This is a genomic window from Clostridium porci (genome assembly GCF_009696375.1).
Taxonomy (GTDB): domain Bacteria; phylum Bacillota; class Clostridia; order Lachnospirales; family Lachnospiraceae; genus Enterocloster; species Enterocloster porci.
On the sequence record NZ_VUMD01000001.1, the window covers coordinates 394,420 to 415,933 of the forward strand.

The window sequence follows — 21,514 nt, forward strand, 5'->3', positions numbered from 1 at the left end:
TATGAAGATTGCCGTAGTAACAGGAGCTTCCTCTGGAATGGGCAGGGAAATGATTATCCAGCTGTGGGAGCATTTTGATGGATTTGATGAGATGTGGATTATTGCCAGAAGAAGGGAGCGCATGGATCAGCTGGATTGCCAGCTGGGAGTGGTTTTGCGAAAATTTCCTCTGGATTTAACCCTGGACAGAGACCGCCAGATTCTGGAGAGGGCCTTGGAGCTTGAAAAGCCGGAGGTGAAGTTTCTGGTAAATGCAGCAGGCTTTGGAAAAATCGGAAAGGTGGAGGCTCTAAGCCTGTATGATGAAACAGATATGGTAAGGCTTAACTGTGAAGCACTCTGCGCTGTCACCCGCATGGTTCTTCCCTATATGACCGGTAACAGCCGCATCATTCAGTTTGCTTCCTCTGCGGCGTTTCTTCCTCAGCCTGGCTTTGCCGTTTATTCGGCAACGAAAGCATTTGTGCTGAACTACAGCCGTGCCTTAAACCAGGAGCTAAGGGGAAGGAATATCTATGTAACGGCAGTCTGCCCTGGTCCTGTGAGAACAGAGTTTTTCGATATAGCGGAAACCACAGGGGAAATACCTCTTTACAAACGGCTGGTGATGGCAAATCCCAGGCGGGTAGTTGCAAAGGCTATTCGGGACAGCGTGGCAGGCAGGGATATTTCTGTGTATGGAGTGACGATGAAGGCCTTTCGGCTGCTGTGCAAGGCGCTGCCCCACAGGTGGCTTTTGTTAATGATGGAAAGGTGTAGCTAGGGCGCCATTCGCAAATCACACCGCCCATATGCGGATCTGAAGTTTTTACAGCACAGTCTGGCAAGCCTTGACGCGGCTCCACTACGCTTAATTCGGGACCGCCGGTTTGAAGCGTTGTCCTCAGCCGGCGGCAAATGATTTGCCAAACGTCATACCATTATACATCCAGGCAATTACAAGGAGAATCCTTATATGCAGACATTAATCGTAACGCCTAATGAAGCCGGACAACGGATGGATAAGCTGCTTGCGAAATATTTAAATCAGGCAGGCAAGGGCTTTCTTTACAAGATGATGAGGAAAAAGAATATTACGCTGAACGGAAGGAAGTGCGACGGTTCCGAACGGCTTGTGATAGGCGATGCCATACAGCTTTTTCTTTCAGATGAAACCATAGAAATATTTTCCAGTCCTGTTCCAACGTCTCCTGCCTTTGAAACCAGGGCTCCGGCTAAGTGCAGGCCAGTAACTGGCATCTCCCATTGTGCAGATAGAAAAAGGTTTGATATTATTTATGAGGATTCTCATATTCTGGTAGTGAATAAGCCTTCCGGCATGCTGTCCCAGAAGGCCAAAGAAAGGGATGTAGCTCTCAATGAGCACATATTGAACTATCTCATTGAATCAGGCCGGCTTCCTGTTAGCCAGCTTCGGACCTTCCGGCCCTCCATCTGCAACCGGCTGGATCGGAACACCAGCGGCCTGGTGGTGGCAGGAAAATCTCTGGCAGGATTGCAGGTTATGAACCAGGTGTTTAAGGACAGAAGCATACACAAATATTATCAGTGCATCGTGTCGGGCAAGGTGGAGAAAAAGCAGCTTATAGCTGGGTTCCTGAAAAAAGATGGAACAGCCAACACAGTAACTGTCTATCCCCTGGAGACTGAAAACAGCGTGCCTATCATGACTGAGTATCTTCCTCTGTCAGGGAACGGTACCTGTACGCTGCTCCAGGTGACGCTGATTACAGGACGGAGCCACCAGATTCGGGCCCATCTGGCTTCCATAGGCCATCCTATATTAGGGGATTGCAAGTATGGAAGCAGAAGCCTGAATGAAGCGATGAAGGTTAAATACGGGCTTCGCTCCCAACTGCTGCACTCCTGGAAACTGGTAATGCCAGAGGGACTTTCCCTTCCCCTTGCCCATCTTAGCGGAAGGGAGTTTACCGCCCCGCTGCCTGAACTGTTTCGCAGGGTGATGCAGGGTGAGAATTTATAAATCCAGGACAGCCTTGTTATGGCGCTGTCCAGGGGCTTCTTGACAGGAGTTCATCTTTGGGTTATGCTATTAAAAGCAAAAAATGCGTTCGGGTTTAGACAGCCCAGTCTTGAAAAACGAGAGGGAACAATCAAATGGGAAAAATTATACTGACCGGCGACCGTCCTACGGGCCGGCTTCATGTGGGACATTACGTAGGCTCATTAAAACGGAGAGTGGAGCTTCAAAATTCGGGAGAATATGATGAGATTTATATTATGATAGCAGACGCCCAGGCTCTGACGGATAATGCGGACAACCCAGAGAAGGTGCGCCAGAACATTATCGAGGTGGCCCTTGATTATCTGGCCTGCGGACTGGACCCTGAAAAATCAGTCCTGTTCATTCAGTCTCAGATTCCTGAGCTATGTGAGATGACCTTCTATTATATGGATTTGGTAACAGTGTCCAGACTTCAAAGGAATCCTACGGTTAAGTCGGAAATCCAGATGAGAAAGTTTGAGACAAGCATTCCGGTAGGCTTCTTTACCTACCCCATCAGTCAGGCTGCGGATATTACTGCTTTTATGGCAACCACTGTTCCGGTAGGAGAGGATCAGGCTCCTATGATTGAGCAGACCAGAGAGATTGTCCATAAGTTTAACTCTGTATATGGGGAGACTCTGGTGGAGCCGGACATCCTGCTTCCTGACAACAAGGCGTGTCTGCGTCTTCCGGGTATTGATGGAAAGGCTAAGATGAGCAAGTCTCTGGGTAACTGTATCTACCTGTCCGATTCCGAGGAGGACATCAGGAAGAAAATTATGTCAATGTTTACTGACCCCAATCACCTGCGAGTGGAGGAGCCGGGACAGGTGGAGGGAAATCCTGTGTTTATTTATCTGGATGCATTTTGCAGGGATGAGCATTTTGAACAATACCTGCCGGAATATAAGAATCTGGATGAGCTGAAGGCGCATTATACAAGAGGAGGCCTGGGAGATGTGAAGGTGAAACGCTTCCTCAATTCTGTCATTCAGGATGAGCTGCGCCCGATCCGTGAGCGCCGCAAAGCGATTACAGAGGATATCCCCTCTGTTTATAAGATTCTGGAAGATGGAAGCAGAAAGGCTCGCGCAAAGGCGGCCCGGACATTGACAGAGATAAAGAGGGCAATGAAGATTAACTATTTTGAGGATAAGGAATTAATTGCGGAGCAGTCTGAACGGTTCAGAGCCGGTCAGATAAATTAATAGGCGCTATTTAACTAAAGCTATAAAAAAGCCTTGACTCTGCCCTAAGGTAAGGCATTATACTGACTGCAGTTCCGGAACAATAAAAACAGATGGAGGAAGGGACATGCTGACGATAGGACAAATGTCAAAGGTGTGCGGGGTTAGCGTGAAAACGCTGCATCATTACGATAAAATCGGTCTCTTTAAGCCCTGGAAAACGGACGGCGCCACAGGCTACCGGTACTATGAGGACGCTCAGATCGGTATGATGCTGCTCATTGGAAGACTGAAACGGTATGGATTTTCCCTGTCTGAGATTCACAAGCTCCTGAGTATACAGGATAACCAGGAGCTGCTGCGGCAGCTTTACAAACAGAAATTCCGCATGGAGCGGCAGATGGAACATATATCCATAACGCTCCGTGAGATGGATCGCCATCTGGAGGAGTTTGAAAGGACAGGTGATATTATAAGTTATCAGAAAAACTATGAGGTAGCGCTTAAGAAAGGAGAAGAGCAGGTTCTTCTCACCGTCAGGGCAAGGATGTCCGTGGAGGAGTTCGGAACCTATTATGGAAAGGTATATGAGAGGATTTCAAGGGAGCATCTGACGGCAAACGGTATAACCATGGCTATCTACCATGATCAGGAGTTTGACCCGGCCTGCAGTGATATTGAACTGGCAGTTGGAATCGAAGAAAGGGAGAAGGCGGATTTCATAATGCCGGAGCGCCTATGCGCAACCACCATCCACAAGGGCCCTTATTCTGGACTTCCGGATGCCTACGGCGCTGTCATGGCCTGGATGAATGCAGGAGGCTTTAAACTGGACGGGGCGCCCTATGAAATCTATTTGAAAACCCAATTTGACAAGCTGCCTCCAGAGGAATGGGTGACACAGATATATTTCCCGGTTAAAGAGCAGCCTAGCCAGAGTACTGTATGACCTTCGGAAAATCACGTATGGGGAATGTTCTCAAATAGAAATGGGATAGCAGGTTGAAGAAAAAGCAGCTGCCTGAAACAGAAAAACACGGTTCCAAGTGGCCTTTCTAGCGATTGGAGCCGTGTTTCATTATGCGGAATCTGCATAAACCTATTTTGAAAGGCTTCCTTCAAACGTGTCCTGGCAGACGGGGCAAGACAAAGAGAGGAAAGGAATACGCATTGCATGGGAACCTGGAATACGAGAGGACTGAGGGGCTCTACCCTTGAGGATTTGATTAATCATACCAATGACAGCTACCGGGAAAGAAAGCTGGGACTGATTCAAAAGATTCCTACTCCTATTACTCCTATTGAGATTGACAAGAGCAGCCGGCATATTACTTTAGCCTATTTTGACCAGAAAAGTACGGTAGATTATATCGGAACGGTACAGGGGATTCCAGTGTGCTTTGACGCTAAGGAATGTTCTATGAAAACCTTTCCTCTCCAGAATATCCATCCTCATCAGATCCAGTTTATGAGGGAATTTGAAGAGCAGGGAGGGATTGCCTTTATTATCCTGTATTTTACAGGGATGGATGAGATGTATTATCTTCCCTTTGATCAGCTGGCAGGATTTTGGAAGCGGATGGAGGAGGGCGGAAGGAAAAGCTTCACCTATGATGAGGTGGATAAGGGCTGGAAAATCCGGGCTCACAGGGATATGCTGGTTCATTATCTGGAAGCCATACAAAAAGACCTGGACAGGAGAGGCTGACCGACGGGGTAGGTGCTCCTGTCCAGGCATTTTGTATGGAAACCGATTGGACAAAGCTTTGACAGTATTGCTTTGCTTCTGGCAACTTGCCGTTGACCGGACTCGCAAATAAACGTATGCTGCAAGGAAAATTGATTGACAATTCCTGTTCTTTCCCCTATAATAAAACCATTACGTTAACGAATTATCACTTTACTTTAGGAAAGCAAAAAGGATTAGGATGGAACTGCGTATGACGGGAAATAATCGTTTGATTCATACTCCGGAGGGAGTGAAAGACAGCTACAATGGAGAATGCAGAAAGAAGCTGGCAGTACAGGATAAAATTTTGAATACCCTGTATCTTTATGGCTATGAGCACATACAGACTCCCAGCTTTGAGTATTTTGATATTTTCAGTAAGGATAGGGGAAGCGTTTCTGATCGGGAGATGTTCAAATTTTTTGACAGAGATAACAGCACATTGGTGCTTCGTCCAGATATGACGCCTGCAGTGGCCAGGTGCGTGGCAAAGTATTTCGCAGATGACGTCATGCCTCTTAGACTTTGCTATCTGGAGCGTACCTTCAAAAACAACACCAGCTATCAGGGGAGGCTGAAGGAGCGGGCGGAAACCGGGGCGGAGCTGATCGGGGACGACTCGGCGGACGCAGATGCAGAGATGATCGCCATGGTCATCGACAGCTTAAGGGCTGCCGGGCTGAAAGAATTTCAGGTGGAGCTGGGGCAGGTGGCATTTTACAGAAGTCTTTTATCAGAGGCGGGGCTGGATGAGTCTGTGGAGGAAGAACTAAAGCGGCTTATTGAGAATAAGAACTACTTTGGAGTAGAGGAGCTTCTCAAAAGCCAATCAATGGATGAGGCGCTTAAGAACGTATTCTTAAAGCTTCCTGAATTCTTCGGGCCTCTGGATCGGATTACAGAGGCCGGAAAGCTGACTGGCAATCCCCAAGCCCTGGCTGCTATCGAGCGTCTAAAGCAGGTGCACAGGATTTTAGAGAGCTATGGCCTGGCGGATTATGTTTCCTACGATTTGGGAATGCTGAGCAAGTACCAATATTATACGGGGATCATTTTTAAGGCATATACATATGGTACTGGTGATTATATTGTTACAGGAGGACGGTATGACAAGCTGTTGGTGCAGTTTGGCAAGGATACTCCGGCGGTGGGCTTTGTCATTGTAGTGGATCAGCTGATGGCGGCCCTGTTAAGGCAGCAGATTGACACGCCGGTGTCTCTGGTGAATACAGTGATTCTCTACGAGACTTCCGCAAGAGACAGAGCCATTCTTCTTGGCAGGTATTTCAGGGAGAGAAAAATAGCGGTTCAGTCCATGAGGCGGCAGGATGGGATTTCCCTGGACTCTTACCGGAATATGGCTGTGGAACGGAATATGAGGAATCTGCTTTACCTTAAGGAAGACGGCCTTATAGTTACGGCAATGGATATGGTAAATGGCAGTGCAGATGAAATTCCCATCTCTGCCTATGAATAAGCAAGGAGGCAGGAGCGATGAGATATTTAACAGTTGCCCTGGCTAAGGGAAGACTGGCAAAAAAGGCAATGAAAATGTTTGAGGCCATAGGCATTTTCTGCGATGAGATGAAGGACGAGGATTCCAGAAAGCTGATTTTTGTAAATGAAAAGCTGGGGATGCGCTTCTTTCTGGCAAAGGCCTCGGATGTGCCTACCTATGTAGAGTACGGAGCAGCGGATATTGGAATTGTGGGAAGAGATACTATCCTGGAGGAAGGGCGCAAGCTCTATGAGGTTATGGATCTGGCCATAGGAAAATGCAGGATGTGCGTCTGCGGTCCGGAAACAGCCAGAGAGCGTCTGAAGCATCATGAGCTGATACGGGTGGCTACCAAGTATCCCAATATTGCAAAGGATTATTTTTATAACCAAAAATACCAGACGGTTGAGATCATCAAGCTGAACGGATCGATCGAGCTGGCTCCTATTGTTGGACTTTCAGAGGTAATCGTGGATATTGTGGAAACGGGTTCTACCCTGCGTGAAAACGGACTTACGGTTCTGGAAGAGGTATGCGGCCTGTCTGCCAGAATGGTAGTCAACCAGGTAAGTATGAAAACGGAGAATCAGCGAATTACCAGGATTATCAAGGATTTTCAGGGGCTTTTAAAGGAAACGGGCGGGTGATGGCACGCAGCTGAATCGCCTTTTGGGCCATACAAACGCGCCTTTTTTAGCAGGCGGTGATAGGAAGCTGCGTTCATAAATATGAGAACGGAGGATGAAAAATGCGGATTATAAAACTAGATGATAGGTCCATGAAACATATACTGACGGATATGCTGAAGCGGGATCCGAATCATTATGATGAATATTCGGAGACAGTGCAGAAAATTGTAGCAGATGTGAAACAACGCGGAGATGAGGCTCTTTTGGAATACACCAGAAGGTTTGACGGAGCAGAGCTGGATGCTTCCTGCATTCAGGTAACTCAGGATGAGATCCACGAAGCAATCAAAGGTGTGGAGCCAGGGCTGTTAGAGGTTATGAAAAGGTCCATGGATAATATCCGCCGGTATCATGAGAAGCAAAGGTGCAACAGCTGGTTTGATTCCAAGCCTGATGGAACCATCTTAGGACAGAAGGTGACGGCGCTGGAGCGTGTGGGTGTGTACGTGCCTGGAGGAAAGGCCGCTTATCCTTCCTCTGTGCTTATGAACATTATTCCGGCGGAAGTGGCGGGAGTGCGCCAGATTGTTATGGTAACGCCCCCTGACAGGGAGGGCAGGGTGAACCCCGTCACCCTTGCCGCCGCATGCCTGGCAGGTGCAACGAAGGTTTACAAGGCAGGCGGAGCCCAGGCGGTGGCTGCTCTGGCCTTTGGCACAGAGTCCATACCGAAGGTGAATAAAATCGTAGGCCCGGGCAATATCTTTGTAGCTCTGGCTAAGAAGGCTGTGTACGGTCATGTGAGTATTGACAGCATCGCAGGACCAAGTGAAATTCTGGTGATTGCAGATGAAACAGCTAATCCAAGGTATGCTGCGGCCGATTTGTTAAGCCAGGCGGAGCATGACGAGCTGGCTTGCGCAATTCTGGTAACAACCAGCAGCCGGCTGGCTGAAACAGTGGCCAGGGAGGTGGAGGAATTTTTAAAGGTTCTTCCGAGAAGCGAGATTATGAAAAAGTCACTGGAGCGTTACGGCTATATTCTGGTGGTAGATTCCATGGAAAAGGCGATAGAGGCTGCCAACAGCATTGCTCCTGAGCATTTGGAGATACTCACAGAAAATCCCTTCGAAGTAATGACAAAGATCCAAAACGCAGGGGCCATTTTCATGGGTGAGTACAGCTCCGAGCCTTTGGGAGACTACTTTGCAGGCCCTAACCATATTCTTCCAACCAACGGTACGGCTAAATTTTTCTCCCCTCTGGGAGTAGATGATTTTATTAAGAAATCCAGCATTATCTATTATTCCAGAGAGGCATTAGGGAAGGCCCACCAGGATATTGAACGGTTTGCGGAGTCGGAGTATCTGACGGCCCATGCCAATTCCATAAGAGTACGTTTTGAGGGTCAGGAGGAGAAACAATGAACCGGACAGCAGCCATAACCCGCAGCACAAATGAAACGAACATCCAACTGACTCTGGAACTGGATGGAAGCGGCAGGGCTGATATTCATACAGGCATAGGCTTTTTTGATCATATGCTAAACAGCTTCGCCCGCCATGGCTTTTTTGATCTGTCTGTCACTGTTAACGGGGATCTGGAGGTGGATACCCATCATACCATCGAGGATACGGGCATTGTGCTGGGTCAGGCCATCCGGCAGGCAGTGGGAGATAAAAAGGGAATCGCCCGGTACGGCCATAGTGTTCTTCCCATGGACGAGGCTTTGGCTCTGTGCGCTCTGGATTTATGCGGCCGCCCTTATCTTGTGTATGATTTGCGTTTGGATCGGGAAAAGGTGGGAGATTTAGAAACGGAAATGGTTCATGAATTTTTCTATGCCGTTTCCTATGGATCGGAGATGAATCTTCATTTAAAACAGATCGCAGGAAGGAATAATCACCATATAATTGAAGCAGCCTTTAAGGCGTTTGCAAAGGCGTTGGATCAGGCAGTCGCTTATGAGCCCCGTCTGACGGATGTGCTTTCCACCAAAGGAAGCCTGTAGAAATAAAAGATGCTTGCATCCGTAGGCTTGCAGGCAGTAAACCAACCGGGGCTTTTTCAGAGGAGCTGATCCGGCAAATTCAAAGCAAACATTAGACGGAGGGAGAAATACATGCAATTATATCCGGCGATCGACTTAAAAAACGGCCAGTGCGTTCGTTTGAGACAGGGAGAATTTGAGCATATAACCGTATATTCCGATGAACCGGAAAAGGTGGCGCGCCGCTGGCAGGAGCAGGGAGCTACGTATCTTCATCTGGTGGATCTGGACGGAGCGCTGGCAGGCCATTCTGTAAATAAGGCCGTAATTAGCAGAATCGCGAAGGCAGTATCCATTCCCATTGAGGCCGGAGGCGGAATACGGACAGAGGAAACCATTTCCAACATGCTGTCCCTGGGGGTGAAGCGTGTGATCATAGGCACCAGGGCTGTGGAACGACCGGAGTTTCTTCGGGAAATGGTGGAAAAATTCGGCCAGGATTCGATTGTGGCAGGCGTGGACGCAAAAGGAGGAATGGTGGCGGTAGAGGGCTGGGAAAAGGTCAGCAGACTAAAAGCTTTGGAGTTCTGCCTGAAGCTAAAGGAGCTGGGAGTCAAACATATTGTTTATACGGACATTTCCAGAGACGGAATGCTGTCAGGCCCGAATGTGGAGGCTACCAAAATACTGACAGAGGCTACAGGACTGGATGTAATTGCTTCCGGAGGGATAGCCTCCATGGAGGATTTGGAGCAGCTGCACAGAGCCGGAATTACCGGGGCCATTATCGGAAAGGCACTCTATGAGAAACGGATTGACCTTGGGGAAGCTGTGCTTCGATTTGAAAAAGAGGCTGCGTCGCCAAAAGCAGACGGACAAAAAGGGATTAGGGAGAAGTTAAATGAGCGGCTATAAGAAACTGATCGCAGGATTTGGGTATAGAGAAGGAAGGGCTTATTCTCTGGATGGGGAGAGGCGGTATGAGGAATCCTTGACAGAGCTGGTTAGAAAGGCCTGTGACAATGGAGCGGACGAGGTGTTAATCTATGACCGCTCCAAATCAGATGCGGATCATGAGGCGGCAATCGCCGCTGTGAAGGAGGCCTCCACCGCGGTGGACGCTCCTATTCTGACCGGAGGACGTGTGAAACGGCTGGAGGATGTGAAAAAATATCTCTATGGTGGAGCCAGTGCTGTTTTTCTGGAGGCAGATAATCAGGAGCAGGTGGATATGATGAAGGAGGCCTCGGATCGGTTCGGCAGCAGGAAAATATATAGCTGGCTGCCAGATGCTTCCTATCTCCAAAGAGAAGGCGAATATGAGGCGCTGGGAGTATCGGTGTTGGTTATCAATGATTATCTGAAAGAGCGGCCTGCCGGAGCGGCCGTATCTGGTTTAGCTGGATCTGGAGGCCTAACCTGGCTGGTTGTCAGCCCTCCTTTTAAGGATACCGGCGAGGCTTCAAAAACACTGGCCTCTGCTTTTGACTGCTCTAAAGTGGAGGGGGCGGTGATGACGCTGGAAGAAACTGACATGAATACCTTTATGGAGATCAAGCAGAAGCTAAAAGCAGAAAGCATTGCTGTCGATACCTTTGAAAGCGTTGTGGACTGGAAGGATTTTAAGCTTAACAGTGATGGGCTGATACCTGTGATTGTGCAGGATTATAAGAGCCTGGAAGTTCTGATGATGGCATATATGAATGAGGAAGCCTTTATGGCGACTCTGGCAACGGGGCGGATGACCTATTTCAGCAGAAGCAGGAATAAGCTGTGGCTGAAGGGAGAAACCAGCGGTCATGTCCAGTATGTAAAGTCATTAAGGCTGGACTGTGACAAGGATACAATTCTGGCTTCTGTAAAGCAAATCGGGGCGGCCTGTCATACAGGCAGCAGAAGCTGCTTTTTTCAGACGTTGGTTCGGAAGGAATACAGGGAGACAAATCCGCTCAAGGTATTTGAGGATGTGTTCCGAATCATTTTGGATCGAAAGGAAAACCCAAGGGAGGGATCTTATACGAATTATCTGTTTGATAAAGGGATTGATAAGATTCTTAAAAAGCTGGGGGAGGAAGCCACAGAGATCGTCATAGCGGCAAAGAATCCCAACCCGGAGGAGATTAAGTATGAGATTTCCGATTTTCTTTATCATATGATGGTTCTAATGGCAGAGAAGGGCATTACCTGGGAGGAGATTACAAAGGAGCTGGCAAACCGGTAGGAATACCGGTTTGGTCAGCTTGTTGACATATATTTAGCAGTTCCTGCAAAATGCTTGTGAAAACTTACAGTAAGGAGATTTATGAAAATGTCAGAGGTTGCAAAACGTTTTTTAGAATATGTTAGTTATGATACCCAGTCTCAGGAGGAACAGAACGTGATTCCCAGCACCAAAAAGCAGTTGATTCTTGCCAAAAAGCTGGCAGAGGAGCTGGAAGGCATGGGGGCCGAAAATGTAAGGATCACCGATCAGGGGTATGTATATGCAGACATTCCTGCCACTACAAATAAGCCGGCGCCTGTACTGGGATTTATTGCCCATATGGATACAGCGCCTTCCTTTTCCGGTAAAGATGTAAAACCTAAGGTGATAGAAAATTACGATGGAAAGAGCATTTGTCTGAACCCGGATCTGGATATATGGATGACGGCAGAGGACTTTCCAGATTTAAAACATGTGAATGGACAGACGCTGATTACAACAGATGGGAATACCCTGCTGGGGGCGGACGATAAGGCTGGGATTGCAGAGATCCTTACCATGGCAGACTGGTTTTTAAAGCATCCGGAGGAGGAGCATGGTAAAATCTGTATCGGCTTTACACCGGATGAGGAAGTCGGACGCGGTGCAGACGGCTTTGATGTAAAAGCTTTCGGGGCAGATGTGGCCTATACCGTAGACGGAGGGCCCCTGGGAGAGCTGACGTATGAGAATTTTAACGGCGCATCAGGAAGGGTGACTATCCATGGCCGCAACATTCATCCCGGCAGCGGTAAAGGGCAGATGAAGAATGCGCTTCTTATGGGGATGGAGTTCCAAGCCATGCTGCCTGTATTTGAAAATCCCATGTATACGGAGGGGTACGAGGGCTTCTTTCATTTGGATTCCATGTCCGGAAGTGTGGAGGAGGCAAAGCTGGATTATATTATCCGTGACCATGACATGGATCGGTTTGAAGAAAAAAAGAAGCTGTTTGTAATGGCAGCTGAATTTATGAATTACAAATATGGCAAAGGCACTGTGGAGGCTTATGTAAAAGACTCTTATTACAACATGAAGGAAAAAATTAAGCCCCATATGTATCTCATAGACAAGGCGAAAGCCTCAATGGAAAAGCTGGGTATCCAGCCCCTGATTGAGCCTATCCGGGGAGGAACAGACGGAGCCAGATTGTCCTATATGGGGCTTCCCTGTCCCAATATTTGCACCGGAGGCCATAATTTTCATGGGAAATTCGAATACATTACAGTAGAGGCTATGGAGAAGGTGACAGAACTCCTTATTGAAATTACAAAATCCTTTATATTCTAAAGGCTAAGAGGCCCGGCAGTGCTGCCGGGCCTGCTCTGATCCCGGCAGGAGCCTGGGAAGCAGCCGGAAGTTTTTGCTTGGATCTTATTGACTTATTCTTAACAAAGTGAGATAATAAATTCAAATTTCGATTTATAAGGAGGATTTAATATGTCAACTAAAGCGTATTACCCAATTCGTGAAATTGGCGCGGGCAAGGTCGGTTTTTCTAAGACAAGATCCATTATCGAAGCAGCTTTCTACGGCAATAATGTAGTTAAAGTTAATACCTTAAAGGAAGCCTATGAATTAGCAAAAAACTCTCCGGGAACGGTGGTAACGGACATGCCTGTATACAGAGGCGAGGAATTCGGACTGGAGAAGGACGCCAAGGTTCTTTTGTTCAACGACGGAGCCATAACAGGACGCTATGCAACTGCGCGCCGTATTGCCGGCGAGCCAGGAGTTAACTGCGCAGCCTTAGACCTGGTAGCTATGGATGCTGTTTATGAGTCCCGTTGGAAAACCATGTACCATGCGGAGGTTTTCGTTGGTCTGGATCCGGAATTTATGGTAAAGGCTCACCTGCTGATTCCGGAGGGCGAAGAGAACATTATGTACAACTGGATGCTGAACTTCCAGTATATGTCTGATGAGTATGTTAAGATGTACAGGGATTCCAAGCCAGTAGGAGACGGGAAGGAAGCTGATATTTATATTTTCTCCGATCCTCAGTGGAACGGTTCCGACCGTCCAAACGTATCTTTGGACTGCTTATCTGATCCCCAGAAGAAAACACTGTGTTACTTTAACACAGAGACCAACTGCGCTTGTATCTTAGGTATGAGATACTTCGGCGAGCATAAGAAGGGAACTCTGACGATGGCTTGGGCAATTGCAAACCGCAACGGTTACGCTTCCTGCCACGGCGGACAGAAGGAGTACCTATTAGCAGATGGCTCTAAGTACGTAGCTTCCGTATATGGCCTGTCAGGCTCCGGCAAGTCTACCCTGACCCATGCTAAGCACAATGGCAAATACGAGATTAAGGTGCTTCACGATGATGCGTTTATTATCAATACGGATACCTGCGCTTCCATTGCTCTGGAGCCTACCTACTTTGATAAGACAGCCGATTATCCTACAGGCTGCGAGGACAACAAATATCTGTTAACCGCTCAGAACTGTTCCGCAACGATAGACGAAGATGGCAAGCTGCAGCTGGTAACTGAGGATATCCGAAACGGTAATGGCCGTGCAATCAAGTCCAAGTTATGGTCTCCGAACCGTGTGGACAAGATTGACGCTCCTGTAAACGCTATCTTCTGGATTATGAAGGATCCAACCATTCCGCCGGTAGTTAAGCTGAAAGGAGCTTCTCTGGCGTCCGTTATGGGAGCTACCCTGGCTACCAAGAGATCCACTGCTGAGAGACTTGCTCCAGGTGTAGATCCGAACAAGCTGGTTGTTGTTCCTTACGCTAACCCATTCAGAACCTATCCTCTGGCCAATGACTATGAGAAATTTAAAAAGCTGGTTGAGGAAAAGAATGTAGATTGCTACATCATCAACACCGGCGATTTCATGGGCAAGAAGGTGAAACCCGCCGATACTTTGGGAATTCTTGAGGCAATTGTTGAGAAGAGAGCAGAATTTAAGCCATGGGGACCGTTCTCTGATATTGAAATTATGGATTGGGAAGGCTTTGTTCCTGATATGAATGATTCTGAGTATGTAGGACAGTTAAAGGCTCGTATGAATGACCGTGTAAATGAGATTAAGCAGTTCGCTGAGGCTAAGGAAGGCTACGATAAGCTTCCAGATGATGCGTTAGAAGCTATCCAGAAGGTAGTTGATGAATTAAATTAATCCTTTGAAATAAAATGAGTAAGAAAAGGATAGACTTTGCATCTTAGATGAATTGCCTTACGGCAAAACGAATGTATAGGAATGACCTTATGCCGAAGGAAGATTTGGCAGGTAAGGAGGCTAAGGTTGTTTGTGTACGGTTAAGCTATATTTAAGTCTGGAGAGGACGTCAGATTGTGTCTGGCGTTCTCTTTCTTTATAAGATAAGCCATCCTCTAACCTATGCTATTTTTATAAACATCAAATAAAATAGTGAATCAACTCATAGCCAATCCTTTCGTACAGTTGGAAGGTTGGCCATCCGTATATATTCTGGGTATATTCATTCCACAGGCTTACGACCATGCTCTGCTTTTGTAAACACTGCTCTTTCCTGGATCAGCTGGTTCAATCACATAGTTTGATACCGCCTTTTATAGTTCATATAAGCTATTTCTTTAACCATATATGTTTTCGTGAATGTGCTTTTTGTCGAAGCCGCAGGCGTCTTTTATGCCCAGCTTGTATATTATCCAGCTTTGAAGCAGATGCCATTAACAAAATTGCAGCCAATATGAAAAATACAGTAGCACAAGCATGCTTGAATCATATATTGTATTATCCACTTACTACAAGGAGGAGCCGATGATTATAACTGAAACTCGTCAAAGGGATAAAATAGCGGTCATAGGTATGGATAATAGACAAAAGGAGCTGGTTCGGGAGTTGAAGCTGCGCTTCCAGCCATCTTCCGTTATTCATGCCAAAACTCCGGAGGATTTAAAAACTGCCGCAGGCGTCATCGTTTTGCCTGTAAAAGCTTCAGAGGAGCTTTTCAATGATATAGGCTGGATGGATCAGCTTGAACCGGATACCCTTTTACTGGCTGGCCTCGCCGGTGAGATGTTGAGGGAGGCGTGCGGGAAGAGACAGCTAAAGCTTATTTCTTATCTGGATAATACAGAGTTTAAAATAGCCAATGCCGTACCCACTTCAGAGGGAGCGATCAAGCTCTATATGGAGCTGTCAGGCCAGACTGTAGCCCAGTCCCGTATGCTGGTTCTGGGCTTTGGACACTGCGGAAAAGCGCTTTCCATACGGTTAAAAGCCTTGGGCGCTGATGTCACAGTGTTTGCACGCAGTCCGGAGGATAGGATTTATGGCAAAACCCTTGGAGTTGACATGCGGGAATACAAACAGCTGCCTAAACTGGTTCGCCAAAAGGCCTGTATCTTCAATACAGTTCCAGAACGGCTTCTGGATGGTTCCATTCTTACCTATATGCCCAGAAGCAACCTGATCATCGATCTGGCAAGTGCTCCAGGAGGCACTGACTTTTCCCTGTGTGAAAAGATGAAGCTGACAGCGGTACTGGCAAGCAGTCTGCCAGGCAAGTTTTTTCCAAAGACAGCAGGGAAAATTCTGGCTGATACGGTGGCTGCTATCATCAATGATCAAAAAGAGGATGAATAAAATGGATATAAAAGGAAAGAAAATAGGCTTTGCTGTAACCGGCTCCTTCTGTACCCTCAACCGGGCGCTAAATGCCGCTCAAAGCCTGAAAAAAGCAGGAGCAGAGCTGTATCCCATATTTTCTGATTCAGTCTGGCAGATGAATACGAAATTTGGATTGGCTGCAGAATGGGAGCAAAGGTTTTCCTCACTGTGCGGACGGGAAGTTATAAAAACAATTGTAGAGGCCGAGCCTATCGGTCCAGGGAATTTTCTCGATATCATGGCTGTGGTTCCCTGTAGCGGAAATACCCTAAGTAAAATGGCCCATGGCATTACTGACGGGCCGGTGCTGATGGCTGTGAAGGCGCATCTGCGCAACCAAAAGCCGGTGGTACTGGCAGTTTCTACTAATGACGGTTTAGGCAGGAGCATGCAAAACATTGCTACCCTTATGGGAAGTAAAAATATCTATATGGTTCCATTTTCACAGGACGATCCGGTCAAAAAGCCTTACTCTTTGGTAGCTGACATGGAAGCTACCAAAGCTACGGTCGAATCAGCGCTGGATGGAATCCAGATTCAGCCGATTCTGAAATAATCATGGTGGGAAAAACGACAAAATAATGCAATGATTCTGATTATGACATCTCTTTTTCTTCCGGTTGCAATGAATGCTTATGGGATGATTGTGATTCATTCTGGTGCGATCATGCTTGTAAATATGTGCGTAGGTTTGTCGCAAATCTATTTACTTAGATAAGGATGCATTTCATTATAGTATTATAAAGGGAGTGGATATGGAGAAGTGTCTGAAGTACGCTGCTGCTGCGGCTTCTATCACCATATCAGGCCATAGCTGTTCAGATTCTACTCCTACGCTGGGTCAGATAAATATGTTTATAGAAAAAATAATTATGTGAACGGATAAAAATAGAAACTGCTGGTTCAGCCCTTAAGGCAAGATCGGCAGTTTTTACAAAAAATGGAAAGTCCATGAGATACAAAAACCGCCTAAATTCGTGCGGCTTCTTTTATATTTTTCTACCTCTTTACATACGTCAACTGATACTTGGGAGAATTAAGAGTCAGCTCCGTATAATCCATCACCTGTCCGTTTAAGAGGTAGGTGGTGTTTGCAACTTTCAGGATCGGAGTATCCTGGGAGATTCCGAACATATCCGCAATCTCTCTGGATGGGTGCAGAGGTGTAACTGTATGGTTGCTGTAGGCAATTTTCATTCCCTTGACCTGTTCAAAGTATTGGTATTTGGAGCCCTGGAGAACCTGCATGGAAATATCTGGATAAAGCCGGCAGGACATGTAGGTAATTTCTAATTGGAAGATTACATCATTGGCGTACCGGGTGCGCTCAATGAAGTAGATTGGTTCTCCTGTCTCTATCCCAAGGATGGAAGCAATGTTGGAAGGAGATTTTTGCACCATGAAGGTAGGAACCTCGGTGTGAACCGTGATGCCCTGCCTCTGCATGACCTCGGAAAAGCCCTGGATAGAGCTGGGGTTCAAAGTTACGGCCGGATGGCAGACAAAGGTACCAACACCGGCTACCCGGGTCAAAAGGCCCTTGGCAACCAGGTTGTCTGTGGCTTTGCGTACCGTTACCCTGGAAACATGGTAGGTATTGGAAAGCTCCAGTTCTGTAGGAATCAAGTCATCCTTTTTGTAATATCCAAGATTTATTTTTTGAAGCAGATCGTTTTCGATCTGCTTATACTGCGCGGTTTGTCTCTCAGCCATTAAAAACACTCCCCCTCTGATTGGATTTGAGTATAAGCATTTATCTATATTTTACTATAGGTTTATGTCTCAAGCAATTACTTTTATTTAGCAGGCGGATGTCAGTTAAGTTTTAAATACATTTATTCCTAATAAATGATAATACAAATTAAGGCATAAATGTATTGACATTTAAAAAAGTGTGGTATATATTATCAGTATAGGTAGTTGACTCGTGCAAGATGCATAACGTGTCATTACTATTAGATGAAAAAGGAGGTGTAAGTGTGAAAAATGTGCTATACATTCATACCCATGATTCGGGAAGAATTTTAAGTCCCTACGGTTACAAGGTTCCCACGCCTAACATGGAGGAATTTGCTAAGGAGTCAGTACTGTTTCGGAATGCCTACTGTGCAGGCCCTACCTGCTCGCCCAGCCGGGCGGCTATGCTCAGCGGTACTTATCCTCATCAAAGTGGTATGCTGGGGCTTGCCCAGAGAGGCTTTTCTATGGATTATACAAAACATCTGGTACAGTATCTGAACCAGAAGGGGTATAGCACAGTTCTGTGCGGGATACAGCATGAGGCAGGCTGGTATATGGACAGAGGAGAGGGGGCGGCCCGGATCGGCTATCAGCAGGAGCTTACAAGGGATAGTACGGAGTTTAGACAGGAGGATTTGGTGGACTGGGACAAGGAAAATGCCATAGAGGTCTGCAAATGGCTGCGGCGCTATGATGGAGAAAACCCTTTCTTTCTATCCTACGGAATGTACGCTACCCACAGACGGTTTCCAGATCGGCTGGACGGGGAGACGGAGCAGGAATACTCCGTTCCACCTTATCCCATGCAGGACAGTCCGGAAACCAGAAAGGACTTTGCCGGGTATATGATGAGCGTTCGTAGTGCGGATGACTGCTTTGGACAGGTAATGCGATGCTTAAAGCAGCAGGGACTTTGGGATAATACCATCGTTCTGTTCACCACGGATCATGGATTGGCAAATCCTTTTGCAAAATGCACTCTCTATGACAGCGGGATCGGTGTTTGTCTGATGCTTCACGTGCCGGGTATGAAAAAGAGGGTGGTGGACGGGCTGGTTTCCCATGTGGATGTGTTCCCCACTTTGTGCAGCCTTTTAGGGTTGGAGCAGCCGGACTATCTGGAGGGCGTATCTCTGGTTCCCCTGATGGATGGAACAAAGGCTCAGGTACGGGAGGATATTTTTGCTGAAATGAACTTTCACACATCCTATGAGCCTGCCAGATGCATCAGGACTGAACGGTACAAGTACATACGTTACTACGACGATTCATACCTTAAGATCAACCGTTCCAACATTGATGAGTCTCTGTCAAAGGAATATCTTGCAGAGCGCGGTTTGTCCCAGCGGTTAAAGGACAGGGAGGGGTTATACGATCTGGCTTATGACCCTGGTGAAAGAGAAAACCTGGCCGGCAGGCCGGAATATCAGGCTATACTGGAGGATATGAAGAGACGGCTGTTGCGGTATCAGACAAAAACGCGGGATCCGTTGCTGGAGGGAGAAATCCTGATAAGCCCCTGTTGGAAGGTAAACAAAAAGGAATGTGAAACAGCCAGCTCAAAGTGTCCGGAGGATTATGAAAGCCTGGGAACATAAGAAAGGCTTAAGCTTCTGGGAGGCGAAGGAGCGATTGAAACAAAATAGAGGTGAGTAAACATGATAGGTATCATTGTAACAGGGCATGGAACCTTTGCCACGGGAATTACAAGTGGGGTTAAGCTTCTAGCCGGAGAACCTGTGCAGTATGAGGTTGTAGATTTTACACAGGAGGATTCCATTCTTACTCTGGAGGAAAAACTCAGGGAAGCTATGGTAAGGCTCAAAGAATGTTCCGGCCTTTTAGTATTGGCAGATCTGACAGGAGGCTCCCCTTTTAATGTGTCCTGCCGCCTGAAGGAGGAGACAGAAAGTATTTCTATGGAGGTAATAGGAGGGATCAATCTTCCAGCTGTATTGCAGGCTTATATGGCCCGTATATCCCAGGAAGATGCCGCCCTTCTGGCAAAGGATGTGCTGGCCTGCGGACAGGGAGCCATGGTGCGTTTTCAGACGTCCGTCTTAGAGGATGATGATTATGAGGAAGAATAGGAGGGAATAAAGTATGACTGTAGTGCAGGCTTTGCTGATAGGCTTATTTGCTTATCTGGGCAGTAAGCGTACGCCATGGTTTTTTGGCGTTGCAGGTGGATGGAATATGCTGGGGAGACCCTTGGTAGCAGGTCTGATTGTGGGTCTGATTCTGGGGGACGTGAGAAATGGAGTGATTGCGGGAGCTATGGTTCAGGCCCTGTTTATTGGACAGATTACTCCGGGAGGCGCTTTGCCGTCAGATGTAAACTGGGCTGCTTATATTGGGATTCCGTTAGCTTTGGCGGCAGGAGGCACAGGCGAGCAGGCCGTTGCCCTGTCTGTTCCTTTAAGTATGCTGGGCTTGGGGCTGTTTAACTTTATCATGACCATTAACTCCTGCTTTGCACATATGGGAGACAAGGCGGCGCAAGCCGGCGACGGAGCCGGAATTCACAGAGCCACCTATCTTGCGGCAGTGCCCAGCCTTATTCTCAGAGGCGGATCTGCCATGATCCTCTGCTACGTAGGTACTCCGCTGGCAGAAATGCTCATAAACAATATGCCGGCGATTGCTCTTCATTTTTTTGAGGTGGCAGGAAAAATGCTTCCGGCTGTTGGATTTGCAATGCTGTTAAAGCAGTCCCTTTCCAAGAAGTGGATGATCGCTCTGTTCCTTATGGGATGGATTCTCATTGGCTCCACCAGTATGTCTGTAACTGCGCTTGCTATTTTTGCGACCGCTGTAGCTCTTATCTTTGTTATGGCTCAGGGTGATACCAGAGCGGCGGCTTCTTCTGCTGCCGTCACACCCGTACAGAGTGAGGAGGATGACTGTTATGAGGAATAAGAATAATAATGGCCTTTTGACAAAAAAGGATATAGACAAGGCTGCCTGGTCCTACATTTTTTTTGCACAGGCTACCCAAAACTTTGAACGTATGATGGGACTGGCTTTCTGCCATGTAATGGAGCCCATCTGCCGTAAATTATACCGGAATAATCCTGAGGAATACAAACGTTCCCTAGAACGGCACATGCAGTTTTTCAACACAGAGCCACAGCTTGGAGCGCTGATTCCCGGTATAACCATTGCTATGGAGGAAGCCAGGGCAAAGGGAGATGATATAAGCGAAGAGCTTATCGTCAATACAAAAAATGCCCTGATGGGACCTTTTGCTGGAATCGGAGATTCCATGGTAGTGGGAACCTACAGCCCTATTCTTTTAAGTATAGCCATGAGTATGTGCATTGCGGACGGAAATCCGGTAGGACCGCTGTTCTTTTGCGCAGTGTGGCTGACTACAGTAGTGGGGCTTCAGTGGTACCTGTTCCACAAAGGATACAGCATGGGAATTGGAGCTGCGAACCTGTTCTTTACAAACAAGGCGCTGGCGGACAAGATTACTACAGGGCTGACCATGATGGGGCTGATTGTAATTGGAGGAGTTGCCTCCACCACAGTAAGCGCAAGCGTCAAGTACCAGTTTGTCAGCGGGGATATGATCCTTTCGATACAGGAAAAGGTTCTTGACAAGATTATGCCTGGCGTGTTGCCTCTGCTTATAACGCTGGCCGCCTGGTATCTCATGGACAAAAGAAAATGGCCGGCAACAAGGATCGTGCTTGCCATTGTCCTATTTGCAGCCATTATGGTTGCTTTGGGGATTATGTAAGAAACCTCTTGGCTCTATATTTAATTCCCGAAGCCCTGTAAAGCCTGAATTTAATGGGCTTTCAGCCTGGATCTGACAGGAATTAGGAGGAAAGGCAACCGGCCATTACGAGGCGGAATGAGGCGTAAGAGG

General features: G+C 47.3%; 20 protein-coding genes and 1 pseudogene. 20 read left to right on the top strand and 1 reads right to left on the bottom strand.

Annotation, left to right across the window (positions count from 1 at the left end; translation table 11 throughout):
- The first annotated feature begins 1 nt into the window (after position 1).
- The 16 genes and pseudogenes from FYJ39_RS01780 to FYJ39_RS01850 all read left to right on the top strand — a co-directional run bounded on the left by FYJ39_RS01780 (position 2) and on the right by FYJ39_RS01850 (position 16,453).
- On the top strand, positions 2 to 763 hold the full coding sequence (locus FYJ39_RS01780; RefSeq protein ID WP_154470744.1) for an SDR family NAD(P)-dependent oxidoreductase: 762 nt from the start codon (positions 2 to 4) through the stop codon (positions 761 to 763).
- A gap of 192 nt (positions 764 to 955) precedes the next feature.
- Positions 956 to 1,984 carry an RluA family pseudouridine synthase gene (locus FYJ39_RS01785; RefSeq protein ID WP_154470745.1) on the top strand — a complete coding sequence of 343 codons (1,029 nt, stop codon included), beginning with the start codon at positions 956 to 958 and terminating at the stop codon, positions 1,982 to 1,984.
- 134 nt (positions 1,985 to 2,118) lie between these two features.
- Entirely contained in the window at positions 2,119 to 3,216 is a 1,098-nt protein-coding gene (gene trpS, locus FYJ39_RS01790) for a tryptophan--tRNA ligase (RefSeq protein ID WP_154470746.1), read from the top strand.
- A gap of 106 nt (positions 3,217 to 3,322) precedes the next feature.
- The gene (locus FYJ39_RS01795) at positions 3,323 to 4,144 is read left to right on the top strand and encodes a MerR family transcriptional regulator (protein ID WP_154470747.1); all 822 of its coding nucleotides are present in this window, start codon (positions 3,323 to 3,325) and stop codon (positions 4,142 to 4,144) included.
- Positions 4,145 to 4,369: 225 nt separating this feature from the next.
- On the top strand, positions 4,370 to 4,903 hold the full coding sequence (locus FYJ39_RS01800) for a Holliday junction resolvase RecU (protein ID WP_154470748.1): 534 nt from the start codon (positions 4,370 to 4,372) through the stop codon (positions 4,901 to 4,903).
- 232 nt (positions 4,904 to 5,135) lie between these two features.
- The gene (gene hisZ, locus FYJ39_RS01805; RefSeq protein ID WP_154470749.1) at positions 5,136 to 6,401 is read left to right on the top strand and encodes an ATP phosphoribosyltransferase regulatory subunit; all 1,266 of its coding nucleotides are present in this window, start codon (positions 5,136 to 5,138) and stop codon (positions 6,399 to 6,401) included.
- Positions 6,402 to 6,418: 17 nt separating this feature from the next.
- Entirely contained in the window at positions 6,419 to 7,069 is a 651-nt protein-coding gene (hisG, locus tag FYJ39_RS01810; protein WP_154470750.1) for an ATP phosphoribosyltransferase, read from the top strand.
- A 101-nt stretch (positions 7,070 to 7,170) separates the two neighbouring features.
- Positions 7,171 to 8,478, top strand: a complete 1,308-nt coding sequence (gene hisD, locus FYJ39_RS01815) for a histidinol dehydrogenase (protein ID WP_154470751.1) — start codon at positions 7,171 to 7,173, stop codon at positions 8,476 to 8,478.
- Entirely contained in the window at positions 8,475 to 9,062 is a 588-nt protein-coding gene (gene hisB / locus FYJ39_RS01820) for an imidazoleglycerol-phosphate dehydratase HisB (RefSeq protein ID WP_154470752.1), read from the top strand. Before hisD ends, hisB begins: the two co-directional genes overlap by 4 nt.
- A gap of 111 nt (positions 9,063 to 9,173) precedes the next feature.
- Positions 9,174 to 9,956 carry a 1-(5-phosphoribosyl)-5-[(5-phosphoribosylamino)methylideneamino]imidazole-4-carboxamide isomerase gene (gene hisA / locus FYJ39_RS01825; protein ID WP_154470753.1) on the top strand — a complete coding sequence of 261 codons (783 nt, stop codon included), beginning with the start codon at positions 9,174 to 9,176 and terminating at the stop codon, positions 9,954 to 9,956.
- Positions 9,943 to 10,308, top strand: a pseudogene (locus FYJ39_RS21640) (HisA/HisF-related TIM barrel protein); the annotation flags it as partial. The gene hisA and the pseudogene FYJ39_RS21640, both read left to right, overlap by 14 nt.
- A gap of 339 nt (positions 10,309 to 10,647) precedes the next feature.
- Complete coding sequence (hisIE, locus tag FYJ39_RS21645) at positions 10,648 to 11,262, top strand: bifunctional phosphoribosyl-AMP cyclohydrolase/phosphoribosyl-ATP diphosphatase HisIE (protein WP_456236676.1); 615 nt, start codon at positions 10,648 to 10,650, stop codon at positions 11,260 to 11,262.
- A gap of 87 nt (positions 11,263 to 11,349) precedes the next feature.
- Entirely contained in the window at positions 11,350 to 12,573 is a 1,224-nt protein-coding gene (pepT, locus tag FYJ39_RS01835) for a peptidase T (RefSeq protein WP_154470755.1), read from the top strand.
- A 150-nt stretch (positions 12,574 to 12,723) separates the two neighbouring features.
- Positions 12,724 to 14,421, top strand: a complete 1,698-nt coding sequence (locus tag FYJ39_RS01840) for a phosphoenolpyruvate carboxykinase (ATP) (protein WP_154470756.1) — start codon at positions 12,724 to 12,726, stop codon at positions 14,419 to 14,421.
- A 624-nt stretch (positions 14,422 to 15,045) separates the two neighbouring features.
- Positions 15,046 to 15,873: an NAD(P)-dependent oxidoreductase gene (locus tag FYJ39_RS01845; RefSeq protein WP_178257971.1), complete on the top strand. Its 828-nt coding sequence runs from the start codon at positions 15,046 to 15,048 to the stop codon at positions 15,871 to 15,873.
- Position 15,874: 1 nt separating this feature from the next.
- Positions 15,875 to 16,453, top strand: a complete 579-nt coding sequence (locus tag FYJ39_RS01850) for a dipicolinate synthase subunit B (RefSeq protein WP_154470758.1) — start codon at positions 15,875 to 15,877, stop codon at positions 16,451 to 16,453.
- A 443-nt stretch (positions 16,454 to 16,896) separates the two neighbouring features.
- Here FYJ39_RS01850 and FYJ39_RS01855 read toward each other — a convergent pair whose 3' ends face one another.
- Positions 16,897 to 17,610 carry a GntR family transcriptional regulator gene (locus FYJ39_RS01855; RefSeq protein WP_154470759.1) on the bottom strand — a complete coding sequence of 238 codons (714 nt, stop codon included), beginning with the start codon at positions 17,608 to 17,610 and terminating at the stop codon, positions 16,897 to 16,899.
- Between the two features lie 266 nt (positions 17,611 to 17,876).
- Here FYJ39_RS01855 and FYJ39_RS01860 point away from each other — a divergent pair, with 266 nt between their 5' ends.
- The 4 genes from FYJ39_RS01860 to FYJ39_RS01875 are packed head-to-tail and all read left to right on the top strand — an operon-like array spanning position 17,877 to position 21,382.
- A complete protein-coding gene (locus FYJ39_RS01860; RefSeq protein WP_287847569.1) occupies positions 17,877 to 19,235 on the top strand; it encodes a sulfatase family protein in 1,359 nt (452 codons plus the stop codon).
- Between the two features lie 60 nt (positions 19,236 to 19,295).
- Positions 19,296 to 19,727, top strand: a complete 432-nt coding sequence (locus tag FYJ39_RS01865; RefSeq protein ID WP_154470761.1) for a PTS sugar transporter subunit IIA — start codon at positions 19,296 to 19,298, stop codon at positions 19,725 to 19,727.
- Positions 19,728 to 19,740: 13 nt separating this feature from the next.
- The gene (locus FYJ39_RS01870) at positions 19,741 to 20,556 is read left to right on the top strand and encodes a PTS mannose/fructose/sorbose/N-acetylgalactosamine transporter subunit IIC (RefSeq protein WP_154470762.1); all 816 of its coding nucleotides are present in this window, start codon (positions 19,741 to 19,743) and stop codon (positions 20,554 to 20,556) included.
- Entirely contained in the window at positions 20,546 to 21,382 is an 837-nt protein-coding gene (locus FYJ39_RS01875) for a PTS system mannose/fructose/sorbose family transporter subunit IID (RefSeq protein WP_154470763.1), read from the top strand. The genes FYJ39_RS01870 and FYJ39_RS01875 overlap by 11 nt, the downstream gene beginning before the upstream one ends.
- Positions 21,383 to 21,514: the final 132 nt, after the last annotated feature.

What these genes read in the sequence shown, in the direction of transcription:
- FYJ39_RS01780 (WP_154470744.1), top strand. Translation starts at nt 2, where the DNA reads ATGAAGATTGCCGTAGTAACAGGAGCTTCCTCTGGAATGGGCAGGGAA.
- FYJ39_RS01785 (WP_154470745.1), top strand. Translation starts at nt 956, where the DNA reads ATGCAGACATTAATCGTAACGCCTAATGAAGCCGGACAACGGATGGAT.
- trpS (WP_154470746.1), top strand. Translation starts at nt 2,119, where the DNA reads ATGGGAAAAATTATACTGACCGGCGACCGTCCTACGGGCCGGCTTCAT.
- FYJ39_RS01795 (WP_154470747.1), top strand. Translation starts at nt 3,323, where the DNA reads ATGCTGACGATAGGACAAATGTCAAAGGTGTGCGGGGTTAGCGTGAAA.
- FYJ39_RS01800 (WP_154470748.1), top strand. Translation starts at nt 4,370, where the DNA reads ATGGGAACCTGGAATACGAGAGGACTGAGGGGCTCTACCCTTGAGGAT.
- hisZ (WP_154470749.1), top strand. Translation starts at nt 5,136, where the DNA reads ATGACGGGAAATAATCGTTTGATTCATACTCCGGAGGGAGTGAAAGAC.
- hisG (WP_154470750.1), top strand. Translation starts at nt 6,419, where the DNA reads ATGAGATATTTAACAGTTGCCCTGGCTAAGGGAAGACTGGCAAAAAAG.
- hisD (WP_154470751.1), top strand. Translation starts at nt 7,171, where the DNA reads ATGCGGATTATAAAACTAGATGATAGGTCCATGAAACATATACTGACG.
- hisB (WP_154470752.1), top strand. Translation starts at nt 8,475, where the DNA reads ATGAACCGGACAGCAGCCATAACCCGCAGCACAAATGAAACGAACATC.
- hisA (WP_154470753.1), top strand. Translation starts at nt 9,174, where the DNA reads ATGCAATTATATCCGGCGATCGACTTAAAAAACGGCCAGTGCGTTCGT.
- pepT (WP_154470755.1), top strand. Translation starts at nt 11,350, where the DNA reads ATGTCAGAGGTTGCAAAACGTTTTTTAGAATATGTTAGTTATGATACC.
- FYJ39_RS01840 (WP_154470756.1), top strand. Translation starts at nt 12,724, where the DNA reads ATGTCAACTAAAGCGTATTACCCAATTCGTGAAATTGGCGCGGGCAAG.
- FYJ39_RS01845 (WP_178257971.1), top strand. Translation starts at nt 15,046, where the DNA reads ATGATTATAACTGAAACTCGTCAAAGGGATAAAATAGCGGTCATAGGT.
- FYJ39_RS01850 (WP_154470758.1), top strand. Translation starts at nt 15,875, where the DNA reads ATGGATATAAAAGGAAAGAAAATAGGCTTTGCTGTAACCGGCTCCTTC.
- FYJ39_RS01855 (WP_154470759.1), bottom strand. Translation starts at nt 17,610, where the DNA reads ATGGCTGAGAGACAAACCGCGCAGTATAAGCAGATCGAAAACGATCTG.
- FYJ39_RS01865 (WP_154470761.1), top strand. Translation starts at nt 19,296, where the DNA reads ATGATAGGTATCATTGTAACAGGGCATGGAACCTTTGCCACGGGAATT.
- FYJ39_RS01870 (WP_154470762.1), top strand. Translation starts at nt 19,741, where the DNA reads ATGACTGTAGTGCAGGCTTTGCTGATAGGCTTATTTGCTTATCTGGGC.
- FYJ39_RS01875 (WP_154470763.1), top strand. Translation starts at nt 20,546, where the DNA reads ATGAGGAATAAGAATAATAATGGCCTTTTGACAAAAAAGGATATAGAC.